This is a genomic window from Paenibacillus sp. FSL R7-0128, assembly GCF_038002245.1.
Lineage (GTDB): Bacteria > Bacillota > Bacilli > Paenibacillales > Paenibacillaceae > Paenibacillus_AQ > Paenibacillus_AQ silagei.
Genome location: NZ_JBBOCD010000001.1, coordinates 6,981,464 through 6,999,586, shown reverse-complemented (window position 1 = coordinate 6,999,586; position 18,123 = coordinate 6,981,464). Strand labels below are relative to the sequence as shown.

16 protein-coding genes and 2 riboswitches are annotated in these 18,123 nt (G+C 54.7%); of the genes, 6 read left to right on the top strand and 10 right to left on the bottom strand.

Translation table 11 applies throughout. The features are described 5' to 3' along the window. Positions 1-40 precede the first annotated feature (40 nt). On the top strand, positions 41-364 hold the full coding sequence (locus tag NST26_RS29865) for an L-rhamnose mutarotase (RefSeq protein ID WP_340957765.1): 324 nt from the start codon (positions 41-43) through the stop codon (positions 362-364). Positions 365-465: 101 nt separating this feature from the next. Here the strand turns inward: NST26_RS29865 and NST26_RS29860 are convergent, their stop codons facing one another. Beyond that, positions 466-741: a hypothetical protein gene (locus NST26_RS29860; protein WP_036721162.1), complete on the bottom strand. Its 276-nt coding sequence runs from the start codon at positions 739-741 to the stop codon at positions 466-468. A 34-nt stretch (positions 742-775) separates the two neighbouring features. On the opposite strand from NST26_RS29860, the gene NST26_RS29855 reads away from it, so the two are divergent. Continuing rightward, complete coding sequence (locus NST26_RS29855) at positions 776-1,330, top strand: hypothetical protein (RefSeq protein WP_340957768.1); 555 nt, start codon at positions 776-778, stop codon at positions 1,328-1,330. Positions 1,331-1,349: 19 nt separating this feature from the next. Here NST26_RS29855 and NST26_RS29850 read toward each other — a convergent pair whose 3' ends face one another. The 4 genes from NST26_RS29850 to NST26_RS29835 all read right to left on the bottom strand — a co-directional run bounded on the left by NST26_RS29850 (position 1,350) and on the right by NST26_RS29835 (position 4,530). Further along, on the bottom strand, positions 1,350-2,147 hold the full coding sequence (locus NST26_RS29850) for an ABC transporter permease (RefSeq protein ID WP_209868346.1): 798 nt from the start codon (positions 2,145-2,147) through the stop codon (positions 1,350-1,352). 19 nt (positions 2,148-2,166) lie between these two features. Further along, on the bottom strand, positions 2,167-2,976 hold the full coding sequence (locus NST26_RS29845; RefSeq protein ID WP_340957772.1) for an ABC transporter permease: 810 nt from the start codon (positions 2,974-2,976) through the stop codon (positions 2,167-2,169). Continuing rightward, positions 2,954-4,009 carry an ABC transporter ATP-binding protein gene (locus tag NST26_RS29840; protein WP_445323348.1) on the bottom strand — a complete coding sequence of 352 codons (1,056 nt, stop codon included), beginning with the start codon at positions 4,007-4,009 and terminating at the stop codon, positions 2,954-2,956. Before NST26_RS29840 ends, NST26_RS29845 begins: the two co-directional genes overlap by 23 nt. Before the next feature lie 170 nt (positions 4,010-4,179). Then, positions 4,180-4,530 carry a hypothetical protein gene (locus NST26_RS29835; protein WP_339251725.1) on the bottom strand — a complete coding sequence of 117 codons (351 nt, stop codon included), beginning with the start codon at positions 4,528-4,530 and terminating at the stop codon, positions 4,180-4,182. 210 nt (positions 4,531-4,740) lie between these two features. Here NST26_RS29835 and NST26_RS29830 point away from each other — a divergent pair, with 210 nt between their 5' ends. After that, entirely contained in the window at positions 4,741-5,514 is a 774-nt protein-coding gene (locus tag NST26_RS29830; protein WP_036721154.1) for a helix-turn-helix domain-containing protein, read from the top strand. Positions 5,515-5,656: 142 nt separating this feature from the next. Here the strand turns inward: NST26_RS29830 and gcvPB are convergent, their stop codons facing one another. Genes gcvPB through gcvT form a run of 3 tightly spaced genes read right to left on the bottom strand, consistent with a single transcriptional unit; the run spans position 5,657 to position 9,587 of the window. Continuing rightward, a complete protein-coding gene (gene gcvPB / locus NST26_RS29825) occupies positions 5,657-7,117 on the bottom strand; it encodes an aminomethyl-transferring glycine dehydrogenase subunit GcvPB (RefSeq protein ID WP_036721152.1) in 1,461 nt (486 codons plus the stop codon). Further along, complete coding sequence (gene gcvPA, locus NST26_RS29820; protein WP_036721151.1) at positions 7,114-8,466, bottom strand: aminomethyl-transferring glycine dehydrogenase subunit GcvPA; 1,353 nt, start codon at positions 8,464-8,466, stop codon at positions 7,114-7,116. The genes gcvPB and gcvPA overlap by 4 nt, the downstream gene beginning before the upstream one ends. Further along, complete coding sequence (gene gcvT, locus NST26_RS29815; protein ID WP_036721150.1) at positions 8,463-9,587, bottom strand: glycine cleavage system aminomethyltransferase GcvT; 1,125 nt, start codon at positions 9,585-9,587, stop codon at positions 8,463-8,465. The genes gcvPA and gcvT overlap by 4 nt, the downstream gene beginning before the upstream one ends. An 81-nt stretch (positions 9,588-9,668) precedes the next feature. Continuing rightward, positions 9,669-9,769: riboswitch (glycine riboswitch) on the bottom strand. 3 nt (positions 9,770-9,772) lie between these two features. Beyond that, positions 9,773-9,870: riboswitch (glycine riboswitch) on the bottom strand. A gap of 184 nt (positions 9,871-10,054) precedes the next feature. Here gcvT and gcvH point away from each other — a divergent pair. After that, positions 10,055-10,447, top strand: coding sequence for a glycine cleavage system protein GcvH (gcvH, locus tag NST26_RS29810; protein ID WP_036721148.1), 393 nt, complete (start codon positions 10,055-10,057; stop codon positions 10,445-10,447). A gap of 100 nt (positions 10,448-10,547) precedes the next feature. On the opposite strand, the gene NST26_RS29805 is transcribed toward gcvH, so the two are convergent. Both NST26_RS29805 and NST26_RS29800 read right to left on the bottom strand, forming a co-directional pair. Then, positions 10,548-11,444 carry a flagellar motor protein MotB gene (locus NST26_RS29805; protein WP_340957777.1) on the bottom strand — a complete coding sequence of 299 codons (897 nt, stop codon included), beginning with the start codon at positions 11,442-11,444 and terminating at the stop codon, positions 10,548-10,550. Continuing rightward, a complete protein-coding gene (locus NST26_RS29800) occupies positions 11,441-12,232 on the bottom strand; it encodes a flagellar motor protein (protein ID WP_036721143.1) in 792 nt (263 codons plus the stop codon). The genes NST26_RS29805 and NST26_RS29800 overlap by 4 nt, the downstream gene beginning before the upstream one ends. 181 nt (positions 12,233-12,413) lie before the next feature. On the opposite strand from NST26_RS29800, the gene uvrB reads away from it, so the two are divergent. Together uvrB and uvrA are read left to right on the top strand one after the other, a co-directional pair. After that, complete coding sequence (gene uvrB / locus NST26_RS29795) at positions 12,414-14,405, top strand: excinuclease ABC subunit UvrB (RefSeq protein ID WP_076080117.1); 1,992 nt, start codon at positions 12,414-12,416, stop codon at positions 14,403-14,405. Positions 14,406-14,861: 456 nt separating this feature from the next. Beyond that, positions 14,862-17,738 carry an excinuclease ABC subunit UvrA gene (uvrA, locus tag NST26_RS29790; RefSeq protein WP_340957780.1) on the top strand — a complete coding sequence of 959 codons (2,877 nt, stop codon included), beginning with the start codon at positions 14,862-14,864 and terminating at the stop codon, positions 17,736-17,738. Positions 17,739-18,123 lie beyond the last annotated feature (385 nt).

Here is an 18,123-nt window from a genome sequence, read left to right as displayed (position 1 = left end):
ATGATCGAATCAAAGGAAGATATGACAGGGGGATACGAGGATGGGCAGCAATAAGCTGGCTTGGACCTGGAAGGTGAAAGAGAAATACTTAGAGAAATACGTACAGATGCATCTGGAGCCGTGGCCGGAGATTCTGGAGGAGCACAGCAAGGCGGGCATCCGTAACTACTCTATTTTTCAGAACGGCAACCAGTTCTTCTATTGCTTTGAATGTGACAATACAGAAGCCGCATTCGCCTACATCGCCGGGAGTGAGGCCTGCAACCGCTGGAATGCGATCACCTCGAAGATGGTCGAGGGTTCCTTCGATTTCAACGATGCGGTTCCGATGGTGCCGCTGCGGGAGGTCTTTTATCTGAAGTAGTCCGGTATATAGGAATGTGACTATTTTTTAAAGAAAATAAGACAATCTCTAAATTTGTGGACCGTGATAATCTTATATAATGGGTTGTACTCAAAAAACGATTAGAGGGGAATGAGTCCAATCCGGTCTACAGCTACAACACTGGCAGCAGGCACGGTCCTGTCGCTTAGCCTGCTGCTGGGGTGCAGCAGCCAAAATACATCCGTCACCGGTACGCCGGGGGCAGAATCGGCTCCGTCTGCCTTGGCATCTGCTTCTGCGTCTCCATCGGCAACTCCTACTGCCCCTGCACAGACTGTTTCATCTGCACCAAGTGCTTCACCAGCAGATGCAGAAACTGCATCCTCAGCGACTCCGATAACTACAGCTGGCCTCACCAGCCAGTTCCCCTTGGAGGGTATCGCCGGCTCTGTGGTTGTCGATTCTATTAATGCCAGTGGAACCATCCGCGCGAGAAGCGCAGCAGGGCAAGGCGAGCTGCTGATGATCGCAAGCAGCTCCGAAGAGCGGGGACATCTGGAGGCATCCAGCAATGACGGTCTCGAAGGGGAGCAGACGTATCAGGCTGATTACTCCATCGTGTACCGGTCGGGGAAGCAGGACCAGGTATTGCTTAAGCTGCCTGCCTTCTTGTTCGTACGCCCATCAGACCAGGTCCTGGAGTTCGATAAATTCAGCTTCAAGAATGCAGAAGTGTATCTGCTTGCTCCCCAATACAAGTCCGGGCATGGACTGGTTGCTTACGCCTTTGCGGTCAATAAGATAAGCGGAGAAGTATTTCCCTTATCCTTCAAGCAGGGAGAAATCGTACACGATACGCTGGTCTACTCCGAGCTGCCGCCGTTCCCGGCCAACCAGAACGAACAGTTAGTGGTGCACTCGCCTGAGGGTGCTGGCGGTGACCCGGAGCTGAAGCCACGGGTATACGATTTAGATCTGGAGAAGCGGCTGTTTATCGCGCGTTAGAGGTGATTTACACTAACATTCAGTTCCCCGTACTCTCATACCGGGACAGCCCGTACCGGAAGACTCCGTAAGCCGCTGCCGCGCTTCCGATAGCCGCGACAGGGGCGAGGAGCCACCAGCCGGACCAGCCGCTTTTGCCGAAAATATAGGTTGCCGGGTAGAAGCTGATGAACGCATAGGGCAGCACCGTAGAAATGAAGATGCGGATCGCCTGCGGAAACAGGGTAATCGGATATTTGGCCAGATCAGACAGATTATGTACCATCAGCGGGAACGCATTCCCGGCATTGCGAATCCAGAAGGCCGCCGAGTTACCCATGAGGTTAATGGATACCCGGATAATGACCGCTGTGACGAATAACAGGATAAGAATAGCGGCCTTGCCCGCTGTCCAGTGGATAGGGCTGTGCACAAGCGACTGCCAGATGATCACCCCGCCGATGAGCAGATTGCCGAGTCCGTTAATCCCAATCCCCGTGCAGAACACCTGAAGAACCACCGGCACCGGCCGCAGTAGATAACGGTCCAGCTCCCCTGTGTTGACCAGCCTGCCCAGCCGCCAGCTGCCCTCGAAGAACAGCGAACCCGCCCCCTCCGTCAGGAAGATCATAGCGTACATGAAGGTAACCTCCCAGAACTGCCAGCCCTGAATATCCGGAATCCGGTCATAGATCACCCACAGGAAGACGAACCCGAGTACCTGCGTCAAGGCTGCCGAACACATCAGGATGTAAAAGTCTTTGTTATACTCCAGAATCGCCTTAAGCTGCTGCACATACAGCCTTCTATAGAGATAGAGCATTTGCGATATTTTCATTCTGCGTCCTCCTTCCGCCTTAGCCTCCATGAATGGTCACCTGGCGGACTGCCCAGTTCCACATGGCTTTGCCCGCCATCCAGAGCCCTGCCCCCCAAAAGAGCTGAATCCCGATCAGCCGCAGGCTTTCCCACGTATCTGCCTGCTGCAGGAAGATCATCGTCGGCGTATGAATGATGGCCTGGAAGGGCAGCAGCAGCGCCAGCTTTTCCAGCCAGTCCGGGAAGAAGGCCAATGGCACCAGCGCGCCCGACAGCAGGTTAGTGAGCGCAATCCGCGTCCAGACAATCCCCAGTGAACCCGTCGACCAGAAGCATAACAGAGCCGCCAGATAGACCACGCCGAATTTGACCACAACCGCGCAGAGCAGACTGACCGCAAACAGCAGATAGACGATCGGCGAGTGGGGGAAGGTCACTCCGGTAAGGAAGGTGGCGAACACGATCAGCAGAACCGTACTCATCGCCCCCTCCAGCAGACTGGCACCCAAGGTCTCGGCGAATCGGGTCGTCTGGAAATCAATCGGCTTCAGCAGGTCCATGGCGACGCTGCCGTCCAGGATTTTGCCGGAGATAGCGGTCTCGGAATACCAGGATAAGACGGAATTGGCCAGGAAGGTCACCAGCAGATAGGTCTTCATCTGATCCCAGGAGTAGCCGCCCACCGCCTCGCGCCCGCCATAGATTCCCTGCCAGAGGAAGAAGATCGCGACCAGATTAATTGAGTTTGCGAGTAAATTAATGATATAGGAGTTCCGGTAGGCCATCACATTTTGCAGAGAGCGATTGGCAATGCTTCTGTATTTGTTAAGCCGGGCTGCTGTCGTCATGGTGTGCCTGCCCCCTTGCTCCCCGGTGCTCGTTCAGGTCCAGATGTCCGTCATAGACCGCCTTAATGACCTGCTCAATATGGGTGTCCTCCATGCGGAAATCGAGTACCTCCCCATGCTTCATCACCCGGCTAACCACTTCACTGGCGGTATATTCATACCGGTCAAAAGTGACCGAGAACTCCTGGCTGCTCTGCTGTTCCAGCTTCAGCCCCGGGCTCTGCTCCAGCAGCTCGTACAATTCGGGCATGGGGGAGCGTACCTGGAAGAAGATGATACGGTTTTTGGCAAAGCGGGCCTTGACCTCGCTCAGCGTCCCGTCATAAATAATCGCGCCGTGATCAATAATGACCAGCCGCTTGCACAGGTCCTCAATGTCGCCCAGATCATGGGTTGTCAGCATCACAGTAGTCTGGTGGTCCTGGTTGATCTGCTTAATGAACCCGCGGATCTTCTCCTTCACGGATACGTCAAGGCCAATCGTCGGCTCATCGAGATACAGAATCGGCGGATTATGCAGCAGGGCTGCGGCCAGATCGGCACGCATGCGCTGACCCAGCGAGAGCTTCCGCGCGGACAGGTGGATGAATTCGCTCATCCCGAGCATTTCGGTGAACAAGTCCATGTTCTTCCTATAGAGGGCATCCGGAATCTGGTAGATATCCTTCAGCAGCGAGAAGGACTCGGCAATCGGAATATCCCACCATAGCTGGGTGCGCTGCCCGAAGACTGCGCCGATCTGGGCGGCGTTTTCCATTCTTTTGCGGTACGGATTGATCCCGTTCACCGAGATACTCCCGGAGGAAGGCATCAGAATGCCGGTCAGCATCTTGATGGTGGTCGATTTACCGGCACCATTCGGTCCCACGTAGGCCACCGTCTCCCCCGCTTCAATCCTCAGATCCACTGGCTTGACGGCCACCTTCTCGATATGCCGGGGCAGGAACAGATGCTTCACCGCTCCCTTAAGGCCCGGCTCCTTCACCGCCTGCATAAAGGACTTACTCAGCCCTTTGGCTTCAATCATACTCAAGCTTAACCCTCCTGTTCATTACGTTGAAAGCGTTACCGCAGATGGCTGCGGAGAAAAATACTGAATCCTCAGCGCTCTGAATGACGTAAGAGTAAATATATCACTGAGCCGATGTCGAAAACTATCAGATTAGGTCGATTTTGCAAAAAAAAGCGGCAGCCCCGTATAGCCTACACCAGTCGGGATTTGCCGCTACGCTTAAGGATAGTCTGGACGGCGAACCCTACCAGCAGGGGAAGCGCCAGCTGAACTTCAAGTCTCCAGTCTACAGCATACAGGTCTACGAGGTTAATCTGCTTCAACAATACATAGGTCACGTTGTATAAGAGGAATGAACAGCTGAAGGTAAGCAGAGGGATCAGATATAATGTTCTTTTGTTCTGCAGCAGCCGATATCCCGCAAGGGTTAAGAGTGAATAGCTGGCCATGATGAGCAGGGCATAATTACTTCCGAAGCGCAGGAATGACACCATGGCGGTAGCCAGATTAAGGGCAGCCGATAGATAGCCGATGCGAAGCATGTCGAACCTCCTGGAATGATGTAGAAATATAAGAGTGAACAGATTTCTACATTTTACAGCGCTAACGCGGGGATTTACAGATCCAATACTGAATGTTCATTATTCCGTAATTGTATGTTATAATGCTTTCTTTTAAAATTGATTATATAGTAATTGGTAAAAATGGAGGGATCGTTTGTGAGAGTCTTTAATCAATCAAGAGCATGGAGTATGCCTGGGGATTTAGAAGCAAGCGAACTTGAAGCCTTCCGGCCGCTGGATGCACCCCAAGTTGATGTCCAGAGCGGAATGTCCGTAGCGGGTACTTCCGAAGAATCCAGGGAGCATATCTACCATAGAGCTATGATTTCTTCGATCCGCAGTGAAATGAACAAATTAAGCCAGCTGCTCTCGATTCCATATGTGGTGTTCCTGACGGACAAGGCGGGGACTATTCTGGAGCTGGTCTATTCTTCTTCGGAGACGCAGGCCGAGATGGAGCAGGCGGAGCTGCGTCCGGGGGTCAGCTTAAGCAGGCAGCAGGCGGGGATGAATGCCGTATCGCTGGCGATGGAGATGAACTGCATCGGGGTGGTGCGGGGAACGGAGCATACGGATCAGACCTTCCGCGACTGGAACTGTGTATGCGCTCCGCTGCAGGATGATGATAGCGTTTACGGGTATGTTGATATTTCTTTTAATAGAGGAGAGCCGATTGAATTCGCCATTCCATTCGTGCAGCAGATTGCTGAGAATATTATGGAGAAGTGGATGGAAAAGAACCCGGAGATGCAGCAGTACCGGCTTGAATCCACATTACTGGAGTATAAGCTGACCGCGCGGGAGCAGGAGGTAGCAAGGCTATGGCTGATGGAGAAGAGTGCGCTGCATATCGGAAGCGACCTGGGGATCAGTGAAGGCACCGTGCGCAATATGCTGAAGAGTATCTATAGTAAAATGCGGGTGAATGACCGCTTCCAGTTCGTGAAGCGCCTTACGCCGTAGCCGGAGGAATCTGCATCAGATACATACATCAAATAGCCGGTCAGCGATACTAATGTATCCCTGACCCGGCTATTTGAAAATATAGAATTTATATGTTTTACGCTATCCATTATCCTTCTATTTCTTACTGAAAGGCAGAAGGTTAACCGCAGGAGCAATTCAGTACCGGCTTACGCGCGGCCTGCGTCTCATCCAGGCGGCTGATTTCAGTCGTATGCGGTGCGTTAATGACAATCTCCGGGGTTTCCTCCGCTTCCTTAACGATTCGGATCATCGTCTCAATGAAACCGTCGAGCGTCTCCTTGCTCTCGGTCTCGGTCGGCTCAATCATCATACATTCCTCTACCGTCAGCGGGAAGTAGACGGTTGGCGGATGATAGCCGAAGTCGAGCAGCCGTTTGGCTACATCGAGGGTACGTACACCGTATTGCTTAAGGTTCTTACCGGACATGACGAATTCATGCTTGCAGACGCCCGGGAAGGGAATCTCGAAGTAAGGAGCCAGCCGGTGCATCATATAGTTGGCGTTCAGCACGGCGTTCTCGGACACCTCGCGGAGGCCGTCGGGACCGTAGGTACGGATATACGCATAAGCACGGACGAGAATCCCGAAGTTTCCGTAAAAGGCTTTGACGCGGCCGATCGATTCCGGCCCGCCACAGTCCAGCGAGAAGCTGCCGTCTTCGCTGCGGACCACAGTAGGCTGCGGCAGGAACGGGATCAGCTTCGCCTTCACGCCGACCGGTCCGGCTCCCGGTCCGCCGCCGCCATGCGGTGTGCTCATCGTTTTGTGCAGGTTGAGATGCACGACATCGAAGCCCATATCGCCCGGGCGGGTAATGCCCATAATCGCGTTGGAGTTCGCTCCATCATAATAGAGCAGGCCGCCCGCTTCATGGACAATTGCGGCGATCTCGACGATCTGCGTCTCGAAGAGTCCAAGAGTACTCGGGTTCGTGAGCATCAGCGCGGCGGTGTCGCTGCCGACAGCTGCCTTCAGCGCTTCGAGATCGACCATTCCCTTGTCGTTGGAGGGGATGGTCACGGTGTCGAGTCCCGCTGCGGCGGCACTTGCTGGATTGGTGCCGTGCGAGGAATCGGGCACGATGACCTTGGAGCGGACCTCTCCGCGGCTCTCATGGTAGGCGCGGATCATCATCAGGCCGGTCCACTCGCCATGGGCTCCGGCAGCAGGCTGCAGGGATACGGCATCCATGCCGGTCAGGGCGGCGAGATCCTTTTGCAGCGTGTACATCAGTTCAAGCGCACCCTGGATGCTCTCCTCCGGCTGGTACGGATGGATCCTGGAGAGTCCCGGGAAGCGGGCGACATCCTCGTTGATCTTCGGGTTGTATTTCATAGTGCAGGAGCCGAGCGGATAGAAGCCGTTATCGACTCCGAAGTTGCGGCGGGACAGGGCGGTATAGTGGCGGATGACATCCACCTCGGATACCTCCGGCAGTACGACCGGCTCACTGCGCAGCAGCCCTTCGGGAAGGAGGGAGTCAATGCCTTCGTCCTGCGGCACATCACATTGAGGCAGGGAGTAGGCCGAGCGGCCGGGACGGCTTAATTCAAAAATCAGACTTTGTTCCGGTTTCATACACAGCCCTCCAGTGCGCTTGCGAATTCGTCAATTTCGGTCTTGCTTCGTTTCTCCGTTACGGCAACCAGCATATGTCCGGACAGCTCGGGATAATCCCGGCCTAAGTCATAACCGCCCAGATAGCCTTCCTTCAGCAGCTTGGAGTTCACTGCACTCACACTGCTGCCCTCCGGGAGCTTCAAGACAAATTCATTGAAGAACGGGGCCGTGAAGACGCGCTCAGCGCCGGTGATTTCAGCCAGCCGCCCAGCGGCATAGTGACTCTTGCGGATGTTCAGCTCACCCACCTCGCGCATGCCCTCCTTGCCCATCACGGACAGGTAGACGGAAGCGCACAGCGCCAAGAGCGCCTGGTTGGAGCAGATATTTGAGGTCGCCTTCTCCCGGCGGATATGCTGTTCGCGGGCTTGGAGCGTCAGCACGAAGCCGCGCTTGCCATTCCGGTCAACGGTCTGGCCGACGATCCGGCCCGGCATCCGGCGCATGAGCGGTTCGGCCACTGCGAAGAATCCGCAGGTGGGTCCACCCAGTGATGCGGCGATACCCAGCGGCTGCGCGTCGCCGACTACGATGTCTGCGCCAAGCCGTCCGGGGGACTCCAATACGCCAAGTGCAATGGGGTTCGCGCTGACCACGAGCAGTCCCTTGACCGCATGGATCAGCGGCTCGATCTGGCGCAGATCTTCAATACCGCCGAAGAAGTTGGGCGACTGAACCAGAACGGCAGCCGTATCGCTGTCGATGGCTTCAGCCAGCTTGGCGAGATCAGTTACCCCGTCAGCATAATCAATCTCTACAATTTGCAGGCCCCAGGCGTTGGCGGAGGTACGCAGCACCTGACGCGCTTCCGGGTGAACCGTACGGGAGACAATCAGCTTCTTGCGTTTGGTGGCACCTGCGGCCAGCACAGCCGCTTCGGACAGGGCCGTTGCACCGTCATACATACTGGCATTGGCGACCTTCATCCCGGTCAGTTCACAGATATAGGACTGGAATTCGAAGATCGCCTGTAGCTCACCCTGACTGATCTCCGGCTGATAAGGGGTATAGGCGGTATAGAATTCCGAACGGGAAATCACATGGTTGATGACGACCGGAACGTGGTGATCGTATAATCCGGCACCGAGGAAGCTGGCGTGGGTGTCGAAATCGGCATTCTTGTCGGCGAGCCCCTTCATATGGCGAAGCAGTGCGTACTCATCCAGGGCGCCGGACATCGGCAGGGTTCCCTGGTAACGGACAGACTGCGGAATATCGGCGAACAGCTCATCGATGGACTGTATGCCTACGGTCTCCATCATTTCTGCGCGGTCTTGCCCGGTCATAGGCAGATAGCGGTGCTTCATTGCGGCTTCACTCCTTGGCTTCTTTTGTAGAATGGGGCTTTGATGACGGCAGCCTTGAGCTGCTTGCCGCGGATCTCTACGTACACCTCTGTACCGATCTCCGTATAGGCAGTATCCAGCAGGGCGAGTCCGAGATTCCGCTTCAGGGTCGGGGACTGGGTGCCTGTCGTTACTTCACCGATCTTCACTCCATCCGCGTATACGGGATAGTGGGAGCGGGGAATGCCACGGTCGATCATCTCCAGGCCCACAAGACGACGGGGCAGACCGGCTTCCTTCTGCTTCAGCAGGGCGTCACGGCCGATGAAGTCGCCTGCATCCAACTTCACGAAGAACTGGACACCGGCTTCGAGTGGAGTGATATCCGCCGACAGCTCCTGGCCGTACAGCGGCAGTTTGGCCTCGAAGCGCAGCGTGTCGCGTGCGCCGAGTCCGGCAGGAGTCAGGCCATGCGGAGCGCCTGCTTCCAGCAGGCCCTTCCAGAGGGTAGCCGCCGTATCAGCAGGAGCGTACAGCTCGAAGCCATCCTCACCGGTATATCCGGAGCGGGAGAGCAGGACGCTGACGCCGCAGACCTCGGCGTGTTCGATGAAGTGAAAAGGCTTGAGTTCCGTTAGAGGAGCGTCCGTCACTTTGGCAAGGATGGTCTCAGCCAGCGGTCCCTGCAAGGCAAGCAGCAGGGTCTCATCCGAGACATTGTTCAGAGTGACCCCGCTGAACTCAGCGGTGAGATGCTCCTGCAGCCACTGGAAGTCCTTGTCGATATTCGACGCATTGACGACAAGCATGTAACGCTCCTCGCCCAGACGGTATACGAGCAGATCGTCCACCACTCCGCCGCTTGGATAGAGCATCAGCGTATACTGCGCCGCGCCGTCTTCCAAGCGGCTGACATCATTCGTGGTCATTCTCTGGAGGAAGGCTTCTGCGCCCTCTCCGGTAACCATGAATTCTCCCATGTGGGAGACATCGAACAGTCCGGCCTGATTGCGGACGGCTTCATGCTCCTTCACGATCCCTGTGAACTGAACCGGCAGCTCCCAGCCGCCAAAATCAATACATCTGGACTCCGCATACGCGGCATAGAGATCATAAAAAGGCGTTCTTCTCAAAGACTCCATCTCGTCACTCCCTTGGCTTTGATTACATACGAAAAAGGACAGGCGAAAGCCATTATGCACGTATGCATAAATGGACTTTCGCTCTGTCCTTGGTACCTGAGAGTTACCCTGCATTGCAGCGCAGGTTTCCCCGTTGGTGATCCGTGAAGCCTGCGGCGCAGGCATCCGGATGCTCTCCAGAGATGCGTCCGGCAAAGGTCCTTTTGCCTGAGAGATTCACCCATCCCGGGCTTACTCCTTCGGCGCTGTCTTCCTGTGAGACAGTCTCTCCCTATGCCATCATTCGCAAACCATATGTTTTTCTACTGACTCCATTAAACCGGGTAACCCTCCGCCCTGTCAATCAAAAAACGTCAAAAAGTTGACAAATTTAATTTTACTGTCAGTTATATTGACATTAGGCAAGCCGATAACTTAGGCTATAACTAAATTTAGAACTCCAATTACGGAAAAGAGGCGGCTTGGACATGAGTGAAGTGCTTGACAACCTGCTATACAGCGAAGAGCATGAGTGGGCGCAGCAGGGCGAGGGACGCGTAGTACGTGTAGGGATTACGGATCATGCGCAGCATCTGCTCGGCGATATCGTGTTTGTAGAATTCCCGGAAGTCGGCGCGGCAATCTCCGCTGGTGACAGCGTGGGCAGTATTGAGTCCGTGAAGACGGTATCGGAGCTATATTCACCCGTATCCGGTAAGGTGACCAAGATCAACGATGCGCTGGAGGCCAGCCCGGAGCTGATCAACGATCAGCCCTACGGAGACGGTTGGATTTTTGAGCTGGAGCTTGATGCTGAGTTCGCAGAGGCAGTAACCGGCCTGCTGGATGCGGCTGCGTACAAGGAACTGGTTGGGGAATAAAAGTTAGCTTATTTGCGGAAGCGGATGTTAATACGGCAGACCTCTCTTTATTACATTAGATGTTACTAATGTGAGAGGTCTGTCTTTTTGCGTCTGTATATTATTCCGTCTCCTGCAGCTGGCGCAGAACAATGAGTTCGACCCGGCGGTTCTTCTGTCTGCCTTCGGTGGTCGCATTATCATATGCAGGCCGGGTATCGGCATAACCCGCGTACTGGAAGGTATCGGGGCTCAGCCCCTCTTTGTCCAGAAAAAAGCGCAGGACCGACAGCGCCCGGGCGCCCGATAGCTCCCAGTTGTCTTTGTACACTGAGCCTGGCGTCACGGGAACATTGTCGGTGTGGCCTTCGATGCTGATGGTGGCGCCGATGCCGCGGAACAGGCCGGAGAGCTGGCGCAGTGCAGGGAGTGCAGGCGATTTCAGCTCAGCCTTACCCGCATCGAACAGGAAGCGGTCACTGAGCGTGATCGCAATGCCCTGCGGCTTATCGGCAACAAAAATCTGCTCACCCAGGTTATTCTCCTCCACGTATTGGGTGATAACGCCCATAAGCGCAGCCAGCTTCGCCTCCTGTTCACGAAAAGCAAGCTCGCGCGCAGACGGCTGGTGTCCAGCCCCATCTCCTTCTTGTCCGGCTGCAGGTGTATCTGCCCCGTGTCCATTGAGTCCGTTCGCATCCCCAGAGTCTGTGGCCGAAGGCGTGTCAGCGGTGCTGCCGTCTTCATTATGACCCTTCGAAACGTCAGTCCCTGTAATGCCCTGATTGCCCTCCAGAACGCCGCTTCCGCCTTCCAGTACTGTACTTCCGCTCTTGAAGGTATCCGATAAGGAGCCGCTGACAATGGCATATTTCTGCGAATCGAGACTGCTCATGGCATACAGAATCACGAAGAAAATAAGCAGAAGCGTGATCAGATCCGCATAGGTAATCATCCAGCGGTCCCGGCTCTCTTTCCCTGCGGCGGCGCGGTGCTGCCGGCGGTTTCTTTGTCTCATAACGGGTCTCCCGGACTGGTGCTGGTGCTGGCGCTGCGTTTAGGGGCGTCTGCCAGGAAAGGGGCCAGCTTTTGACGGACCAGATGCGGGTGGTCCCCGTTCTGCAGGGACAGAATGCCGACGAGCAGCATCTCCATGGTGCCTAGCTCACTTTGGCTGCGGGATTTGATTTTGGAGGCAATGGGTAAAAAGATTAGATTGGCGCTGGCTACGCCATAGAGCGTTGCTGTAAAAGCTACGGCAATGGACGCGCCCAGATTCGAAGGGTCCGTTAAGTTGCTCAGAACCCGGATCAGGCCCATAACGGTACCGATAATGCCCATGGTCGGTGCATAGCCGCCGGCGGCTTCGAATATTTTGGCATAGCCTTCATATTTCAGTTCCTTGGCATCCATCCCAAGCTCCAGAATCTGCCGGACCTGATCCGGGTCATTGCCGTCGACAATCAGAAACAGGCCTTCACGGGTGAAGGGGTCGGGATGTTCCTCCGCTCGTTTCTCCAGGGCGAGAACACCGCCGCGCCGCGTTAGTGCAGCCATAGCAATCAATTCTTCGGCTTGTTCCCGGCTGGTATCCCGTTGTCTGCCAAAAGCCAGGCGGAGCGCCGCCGGAATGCTGCGGAGCTTGGACGCCGGGAAGCTGATGAGTACAGCCGCAAGGGTGCCGCCGAATACGATCAGGGCAGCATTGGGCTGCAGCAGGCCGGACAGGCTGCCGCCCTCCCACAGAAAACCGCCGATCATAGCGGCAATTCCGGCCAGCAGGCCGAGTATTGTAATGAAATCCATAAATTCAGGCTCCTTAAATTTCTATATATTATGGTTTGCAACAGTCTGGGCAACGCTGTATAATAAACGGGAACGTGCATTCCTATCTTCCATATTTTTCAGCTTGGTATGGATGAAGGATGATTAGGGTTAAAATTATAATATATTCATATATTCTAGACGATAGAGGGGAGACGGGCAAATGAGTGATATTGTCGTCAGTACGAAGACTTTTGAACTGGAGTCCGAGTATACACCCCAGGGCGATCAGCCTCATGCCATAGAAGAGTTATTGGACGGCATCCGGCAGGGCAAAAAGCACCAGACGCTGCTGGGAGCGACCGGTACAGGCAAGACCTTTACCATCGCACAAGTGATTTCCAAGTTGAACCGCCCCACGCTGGTTATTGCGCACAACAAGACGCTTGCTGCGCAGCTGGCGAGTGAGTTCAAAGAATTTTTTCCGAGCAATTCCGTGGATTACTTCGTCAGTTACTACGATTACTACCAGCCAGAGGCGTACATTCCTTCCTCCGATACCTACATTGAGAAAGACTCCAGCATAAATGAAGAAATCGACAAGCTCCGCCACTCGGCAACAAGCTCGCTGTTCGAACGCCGTGATGTCATTATTGTGGCGAGTGTGTCCTGTATTTATGGTCTCGGTTCGCCGCAGGAATACGGAAGCCTGCTGCTCTCGCTGCGTGTAGGAATGGAGAAGCCGCGTAATCAGATTCTGAGCCGGCTCGTAGATATCCAGTATCAGCGCAATGATATTAATTTCGTGCGCGGTACGTTCCGTGTGCGCGGGGATGTCGTTGAGATCTTCCCGGCATCCCAGGGCGAGCATGCGATCCGGGTAGAGCTGTTCGGAGACGAGATCGAACGGATTACGGAAATTGATGTTCTGACAGGCGAGCTGATCGGCGAACGCGATCATATCGCGATTTTCCCGGCGTCTCACTTCGTTACCCAGGAAGAGACCATGCGTGTAGCGCTGGTCAATATTGAGCGTGAGCTGGAGGAGCGGCTGGCTGTGCTCCGTGAAGCAGGCAAGCTGCTGGAGGCCCAGCGGCTGGAGCAGCGGACCCGTTATGATATCGAGATGATGAAGGAAGTCGGCTTCTGTTCAGGGATCGAGAACTATTCCGGTCCGCTTACCTTCCGGGAGCCGGGAGCGACTCCTTATACATTGATGGACTATTTCCCGGATGACATGCTGATTGTGATTGACGAGTCTCATGTGACGCTGCCGCAGATCCGGGCGATGTATAACGGTGACCGTGCGCGTAAGACAGTCCTTGTAGAACACGGGTTCCGCCTGCCGTCTGCACTGGATAACCGTCCGCTGCAATTCGAGGAATTCGAAGACAAGGTGAGCCAGATTGTATACGTGTCCGCAACACCTGGACCTTATGAGATGGAGCATTGCGATACGATGGTCCAGCAGATTATCCGTCCTACCGGTCTGCTTGATCCGATCATTGAAGTGCGCCCTACCGAAGGGCAGATCGATGATCTGATCAATGAAATCCGTGACCGGGTAGAACGCGATGAGCGTGTTCTCGTCACCACCCTTACGAAGAAGATGTCTGAGGACCTGACGGACTACTTCAAGGAGATTGGCATCAAGGTACGTTATATGCACTCCGATATCAAGACACTGGAGCGGATGGCGATTCTGCGTGATCTCCGTCTAGGCACCTTCCATGTGTTGGTCGGTATTAACCTGCTCAGAGAAGGTCTTGACCTGCCGGAGGTGTCGCTAGTCGCGATTCTGGATGCTGACAAGGAAGGCTTCCTCCGTTCCGAGCGTTCGCTGATCCAGACGATCGGCCGTGCCGCCCGTAACTCGGAGGGCCGGGTCATTATGTACGGGGACCGCATTACGGACTCCATGGAGAAGGCCATGAGCGAGACCCAGCGCCGCCGTGAGATTCAGATCGCCCATAATGAGAAGCACGGGATTACCCCGACGACCATCAACAAGAAGGTGCGCGATATCATCGAGGCGACCAAGGTGGCCGAGTCTAAGGCTGATTACCTCACTGGTGTTGGCGGCAAGCTCAACAAGAAAGACAAGCAGAGCCTGATGCAGCGTCTGGAGGCCGAGATGAAGGATGCCGCCAAGAACCTGCAATTTGAGCGCGCCGCCGAGCTGCGTGATGCCTTGCTTGAGCTACGGGCAGAGTAACCCGGCCGAGAAGTTAACGATCCAGGGAACGGCGCTATTCAGGCCGTTCCTTTTGAAGATAGTATGGTTAAAGTTCTTTGCGCATTCCGCAGGAACAGCCCGCAGTTAAGCCCTTAGCGCGAATCCCGAAGGGACAGCGTGCACTCAAGCCCTAAGCACGTATCCCGCAGGGAGAGTGTGCAGTTAAGCCATAGCGCGTATCCCGAAGGGACAGCGTCTGCGGCAAGCGGAAGCGAGCCGTACCCTGCTCTGTAAGTATAGCGGCCCCGTAGGGGTTAGCGGGCCTAATGCCACAGTAGTCGTCCATCCACCCGCCTAATTCCTTCCGCCAAGTTTGCGGGTGTCCAGAGGGTGCAACCCTTGGGGCCCTCCCTTGGAAGGGAGGGTTTGGGAGGGATCGAAAATATTTCCCAAAATGTTTTTCCATTTTAAATTCCCCTTAAAGGAGAGGTACCGTTGGCACATGAAAGTATAGTAATCAAGGGCGCGAGGGCCCATAACCTCAAGAACATCGACGTAACGATTCCGCGTGACCGCTTCGTCGTGCTGACGGGACTGAGCGGCTCGGGCAAATCCTCCCTGGCCTTCGATACCATCTACGCCGAGGGTCAACGCCGGTATGTCGAGTCGTTGTCTGCCTATGCGCGCCAGTTCCTGGGCCAGATGGAGAAGCCAGATGTAGATTCCATCGACGGACTCTCCCCGGCCATATCAATTGACCAGAAGACGACTAGCCGTAACCCGCGTTCCACGGTAGGGACGGTTACCGAAATCTATGACTATCTGCGGCTGCTCTTTGCCCGGATCGGCCATCCGCATTGTCCGGATCATGGCATAGAGATCACTTCGCAGACCGTTGAACAGATGGTGGACCGGATCATGCAATACCCGGAGAAGACCCGTCTGCAGATTCTGGCCCCGGTCATTTCCGGCCGTAAGGGTGAGCATAAGGGTCTGTTCACAGATATCTCGAAGCAAGGCTTCGTCCGTGTACGTGTGGATGGTGAGCTGCGCGAAGTGACGGAAGATATTGTACTGGAGAAGAATAAAAAGCATACGATTGAGGTTGTTGTTGACCGGATTGTAATTAAGGATGATATTGAGACCCGGCTTACCGATTCCCTGGAGACTGCGCTGAAGCTGTCCGGTGGTCAGATTCTCGTTGATGTGATGGGCCAGGAAGAGCTGCTGTTCAGTGCAAGCTTTGCTTGTCCGGTCTGCGGATTCAGCATAGAAGAGCTGGCGCCGCGTATGTTCTCCTTCAACAGTCCATTTGGAGCCTGTCCTGAATGTGATGGGCTGGGGATGAATATGGTTGTCGATCCCGATCTGCTGATCCCGGATACAGAGAAATCCATCGAAGAAGGAGCTTTCCTGGCCTGGACAGGCAGTACCTCGAACTACTATCCGCAGTTCCTGAAATCGGTGTGCGAGCATTTCAAGATTCCGCAGAATGTACCGGTAAGCAGCCTGTCGCCGGAGCATATGAACAAGCTGCTGCACGGAACAGGCAGCGAGAAGATCCGTTTCCGGTATGAGAATGACTTCGGCCAGCGCAAAGACGCCCTGGTTGCTTTTGAGGGCATTATTCCGAATCTGGAGCGCCGGTACCGCGATACAGCCTCCGAAGGAATCCGTGAGTTCATTGAAGGCTTCATGAGCGCTAAGCCTTGCCATTCCTGTAAGGGCAAGCGGCTCAAAAAAGAGATTCTGGCGGTGACCATCAATGAGCAGAATGTTGCGGATGTGACGGATCTTTCGATTGGAGATTGTCTGGACTTCTTCGCAGATCTCAAGCTTAGTGAGAAAGAAACAGCGATTGCCAATCTGATCCTCAAGGAAATCAGCAGCCGGCTCGGCTTCCTGGTGAATGTGGGGCTGAACTATCTGACCCTTAGCCGGGCAGCAGGCTCATTATCCGGCGGGGAAGCCCAGCGCATCAGGCTGGCTACCCAGATCGGCTCCAGTCTGATGGGTGTCCTCTATATTCTGGATGAGCCAAGTATCGGCCTGCATCAGCGGGACAATGACCGGCTGATTGCCACGCTTGCCCATATGCGCGACCTCGGTAATACGCTCATCGTCGTTGAGCATGATGAGGATACCATGATGGCGGCTGACTATATTATCGACATTGGACCGGGTGCCGGGAAACACGGCGGACAGGTCATTGCTCAGGGGACCCCGGAGGAGATTATGAAGGACCCGGGTTCCCTGACCGGTGAATACTTGAGCGGACGTAAGTTCATCCCGGTGACTTCCAAGCGGCGGCCAACCGATAATGAACGCTGGATCGAGATCCGTGGAGCGAAGGAGAATAACCTGAAGAATGTGAATGTAAAAATTCCGCTCGGTGTCTTCACAGCGGTAACCGGCGTATCCGGCTCCGGCAAGTCTTCGCTCATTAATGAGATTCTCTACAAAAGTCTGGCCCGCCAGTTGAACAAGGCGGTCAAGGTCCGTCCCGGCTTGCACAAAGAAATCCGCGGCCTGGAGAATCTGGACAAGGTCATCGAAATTGACCAGTCCCCGATCGGGCGTACACCGCGCTCTAATCCGGCTACGTATACAGGTGTGTTCGATGATATCCGTGATCTGTTCTCCAAGACGAACGAGGCCAAGGTGCGTGGCTTCCAGAAGGGGCGCTTCAGCTTCAATGTGAAGGGCGGCCGCTGTGAGGCGTGCCGTGGAGACGGCATTATCAAGATTGAGATGCACTTCCTGCCGGATGTATACGTTCCTTGTGAGGTCTGCAAAGGCAAACGGTATAACCGCGAGACGCTGGAAGTGAAATATAAAGGCAAGAATATCTCGGATGTGCTGGAGATGACGGTGGAGGATGCAACGGAGTTCTTCAAGAATATTCCGAAAATTCACCGCAAAATGCAGACCTTGCTGGATGTAGGCCTGGGCTATATCAACATCGGCCAACCGGGAACCACCCTGTCCGGCGGTGAGGCCCAGCGTGTGAAGCTGGCTTCCGAGCTGTACCGCCGCAGCACCGGTAAGACGCTGTATATCCTGGATGAGCCGACAACCGGTCTGCATGTGGACGACATCGGGCGTCTGCTTGAGGTACTGCACCGCCTGGTCGATTCCGGCGAATCGGTTCTGGTCATCGAGCATAATCTCGATGTCATCAAGACAGCCGACTACATCATTGATATGGGACCGGAAGGCGGCAGCGGCGGCGGCACGGTCCTTGCGACCGGGACGCCCGAGAAGCTGATCAGTGTGGAGGAATCCTATACGGGCCGCTACCTGAAGCCTGTCCTGATCCGTGATACGGAACGTACGCAGGCTATGGAGTTGCAGCCTTCGGAGACGGTGTAACTGTAGGAAGAGCGGTATAAAACCTAATAACCTCATTAACCCGAATACCCCATGCCCCCTTCTTACAAAGGGGGCACGGGGTATTTTAATATTGCGGCAGGTTTCACAAGTGCTGATAAGTTTTGGGGAGTCAGAATGCCCTCTATTGAGTCTCTAAGCTATAGAGCGGACGTAGTTGGAAATATGGCACTTAATACTGCCGAAGCGGAGTGTTGGACTAACGTAGTTGGAAAAAGTACACTTCTCTCCATAGAACTCTGTATATTCACCAAAAATCGGGTTCAACAAGTGTTGTTTTTCCAACTATTTGATATAAATGCAACGGTTGCGCCAAACTAGATGTACTAATTCCACTAAATATCCCTCGCCCTCACACTACGGCGGT

What these genes read in the sequence shown, in the direction of transcription:
- gcvPA (WP_036721151.1), bottom strand. Translation starts at nt 8,466, where the DNA reads ATGAAGCACCGCTATCTGCCTATGACCGGGCAAGACCGCGCAGAAATG.
- NST26_RS29800 (WP_036721143.1), bottom strand. Translation starts at nt 12,232, where the DNA reads ATGGATTTCATTACAATACTCGGCCTGCTGGCCGGAATTGCCGCTATG.
- gcvH (WP_036721148.1), top strand. Translation starts at nt 10,055, where the DNA reads ATGAGTGAAGTGCTTGACAACCTGCTATACAGCGAAGAGCATGAGTGG.
- NST26_RS29850 (WP_209868346.1), bottom strand. Translation starts at nt 2,147, where the DNA reads ATGAAAATATCGCAAATGCTCTATCTCTATAGAAGGCTGTATGTGCAG.
- NST26_RS29845 (WP_340957772.1), bottom strand. Translation starts at nt 2,976, where the DNA reads ATGACGACAGCAGCCCGGCTTAACAAATACAGAAGCATTGCCAATCGC.
- uvrB (WP_076080117.1), top strand. Translation starts at nt 12,414, where the DNA reads ATGAGTGATATTGTCGTCAGTACGAAGACTTTTGAACTGGAGTCCGAG.
- gcvPB (WP_036721152.1), bottom strand. Translation starts at nt 7,117, where the DNA reads ATGAAACCGGAACAAAGTCTGATTTTTGAATTAAGCCGTCCCGGCCGC.
- NST26_RS29835 (WP_339251725.1), bottom strand. Translation starts at nt 4,530, where the DNA reads ATGCTTCGCATCGGCTATCTATCGGCTGCCCTTAATCTGGCTACCGCC.
- gcvT (WP_036721150.1), bottom strand. Translation starts at nt 9,587, where the DNA reads ATGGAGTCTTTGAGAAGAACGCCTTTTTATGATCTCTATGCCGCGTAT.
- NST26_RS29830 (WP_036721154.1), top strand. Translation starts at nt 4,741, where the DNA reads ATGCCTGGGGATTTAGAAGCAAGCGAACTTGAAGCCTTCCGGCCGCTG.
- NST26_RS29865 (WP_340957765.1), top strand. Translation starts at nt 41, where the DNA reads ATGGGCAGCAATAAGCTGGCTTGGACCTGGAAGGTGAAAGAGAAATAC.
- NST26_RS29805 (WP_340957777.1), bottom strand. Translation starts at nt 11,444, where the DNA reads ATGAGACAAAGAAACCGCCGGCAGCACCGCGCCGCCGCAGGGAAAGAG.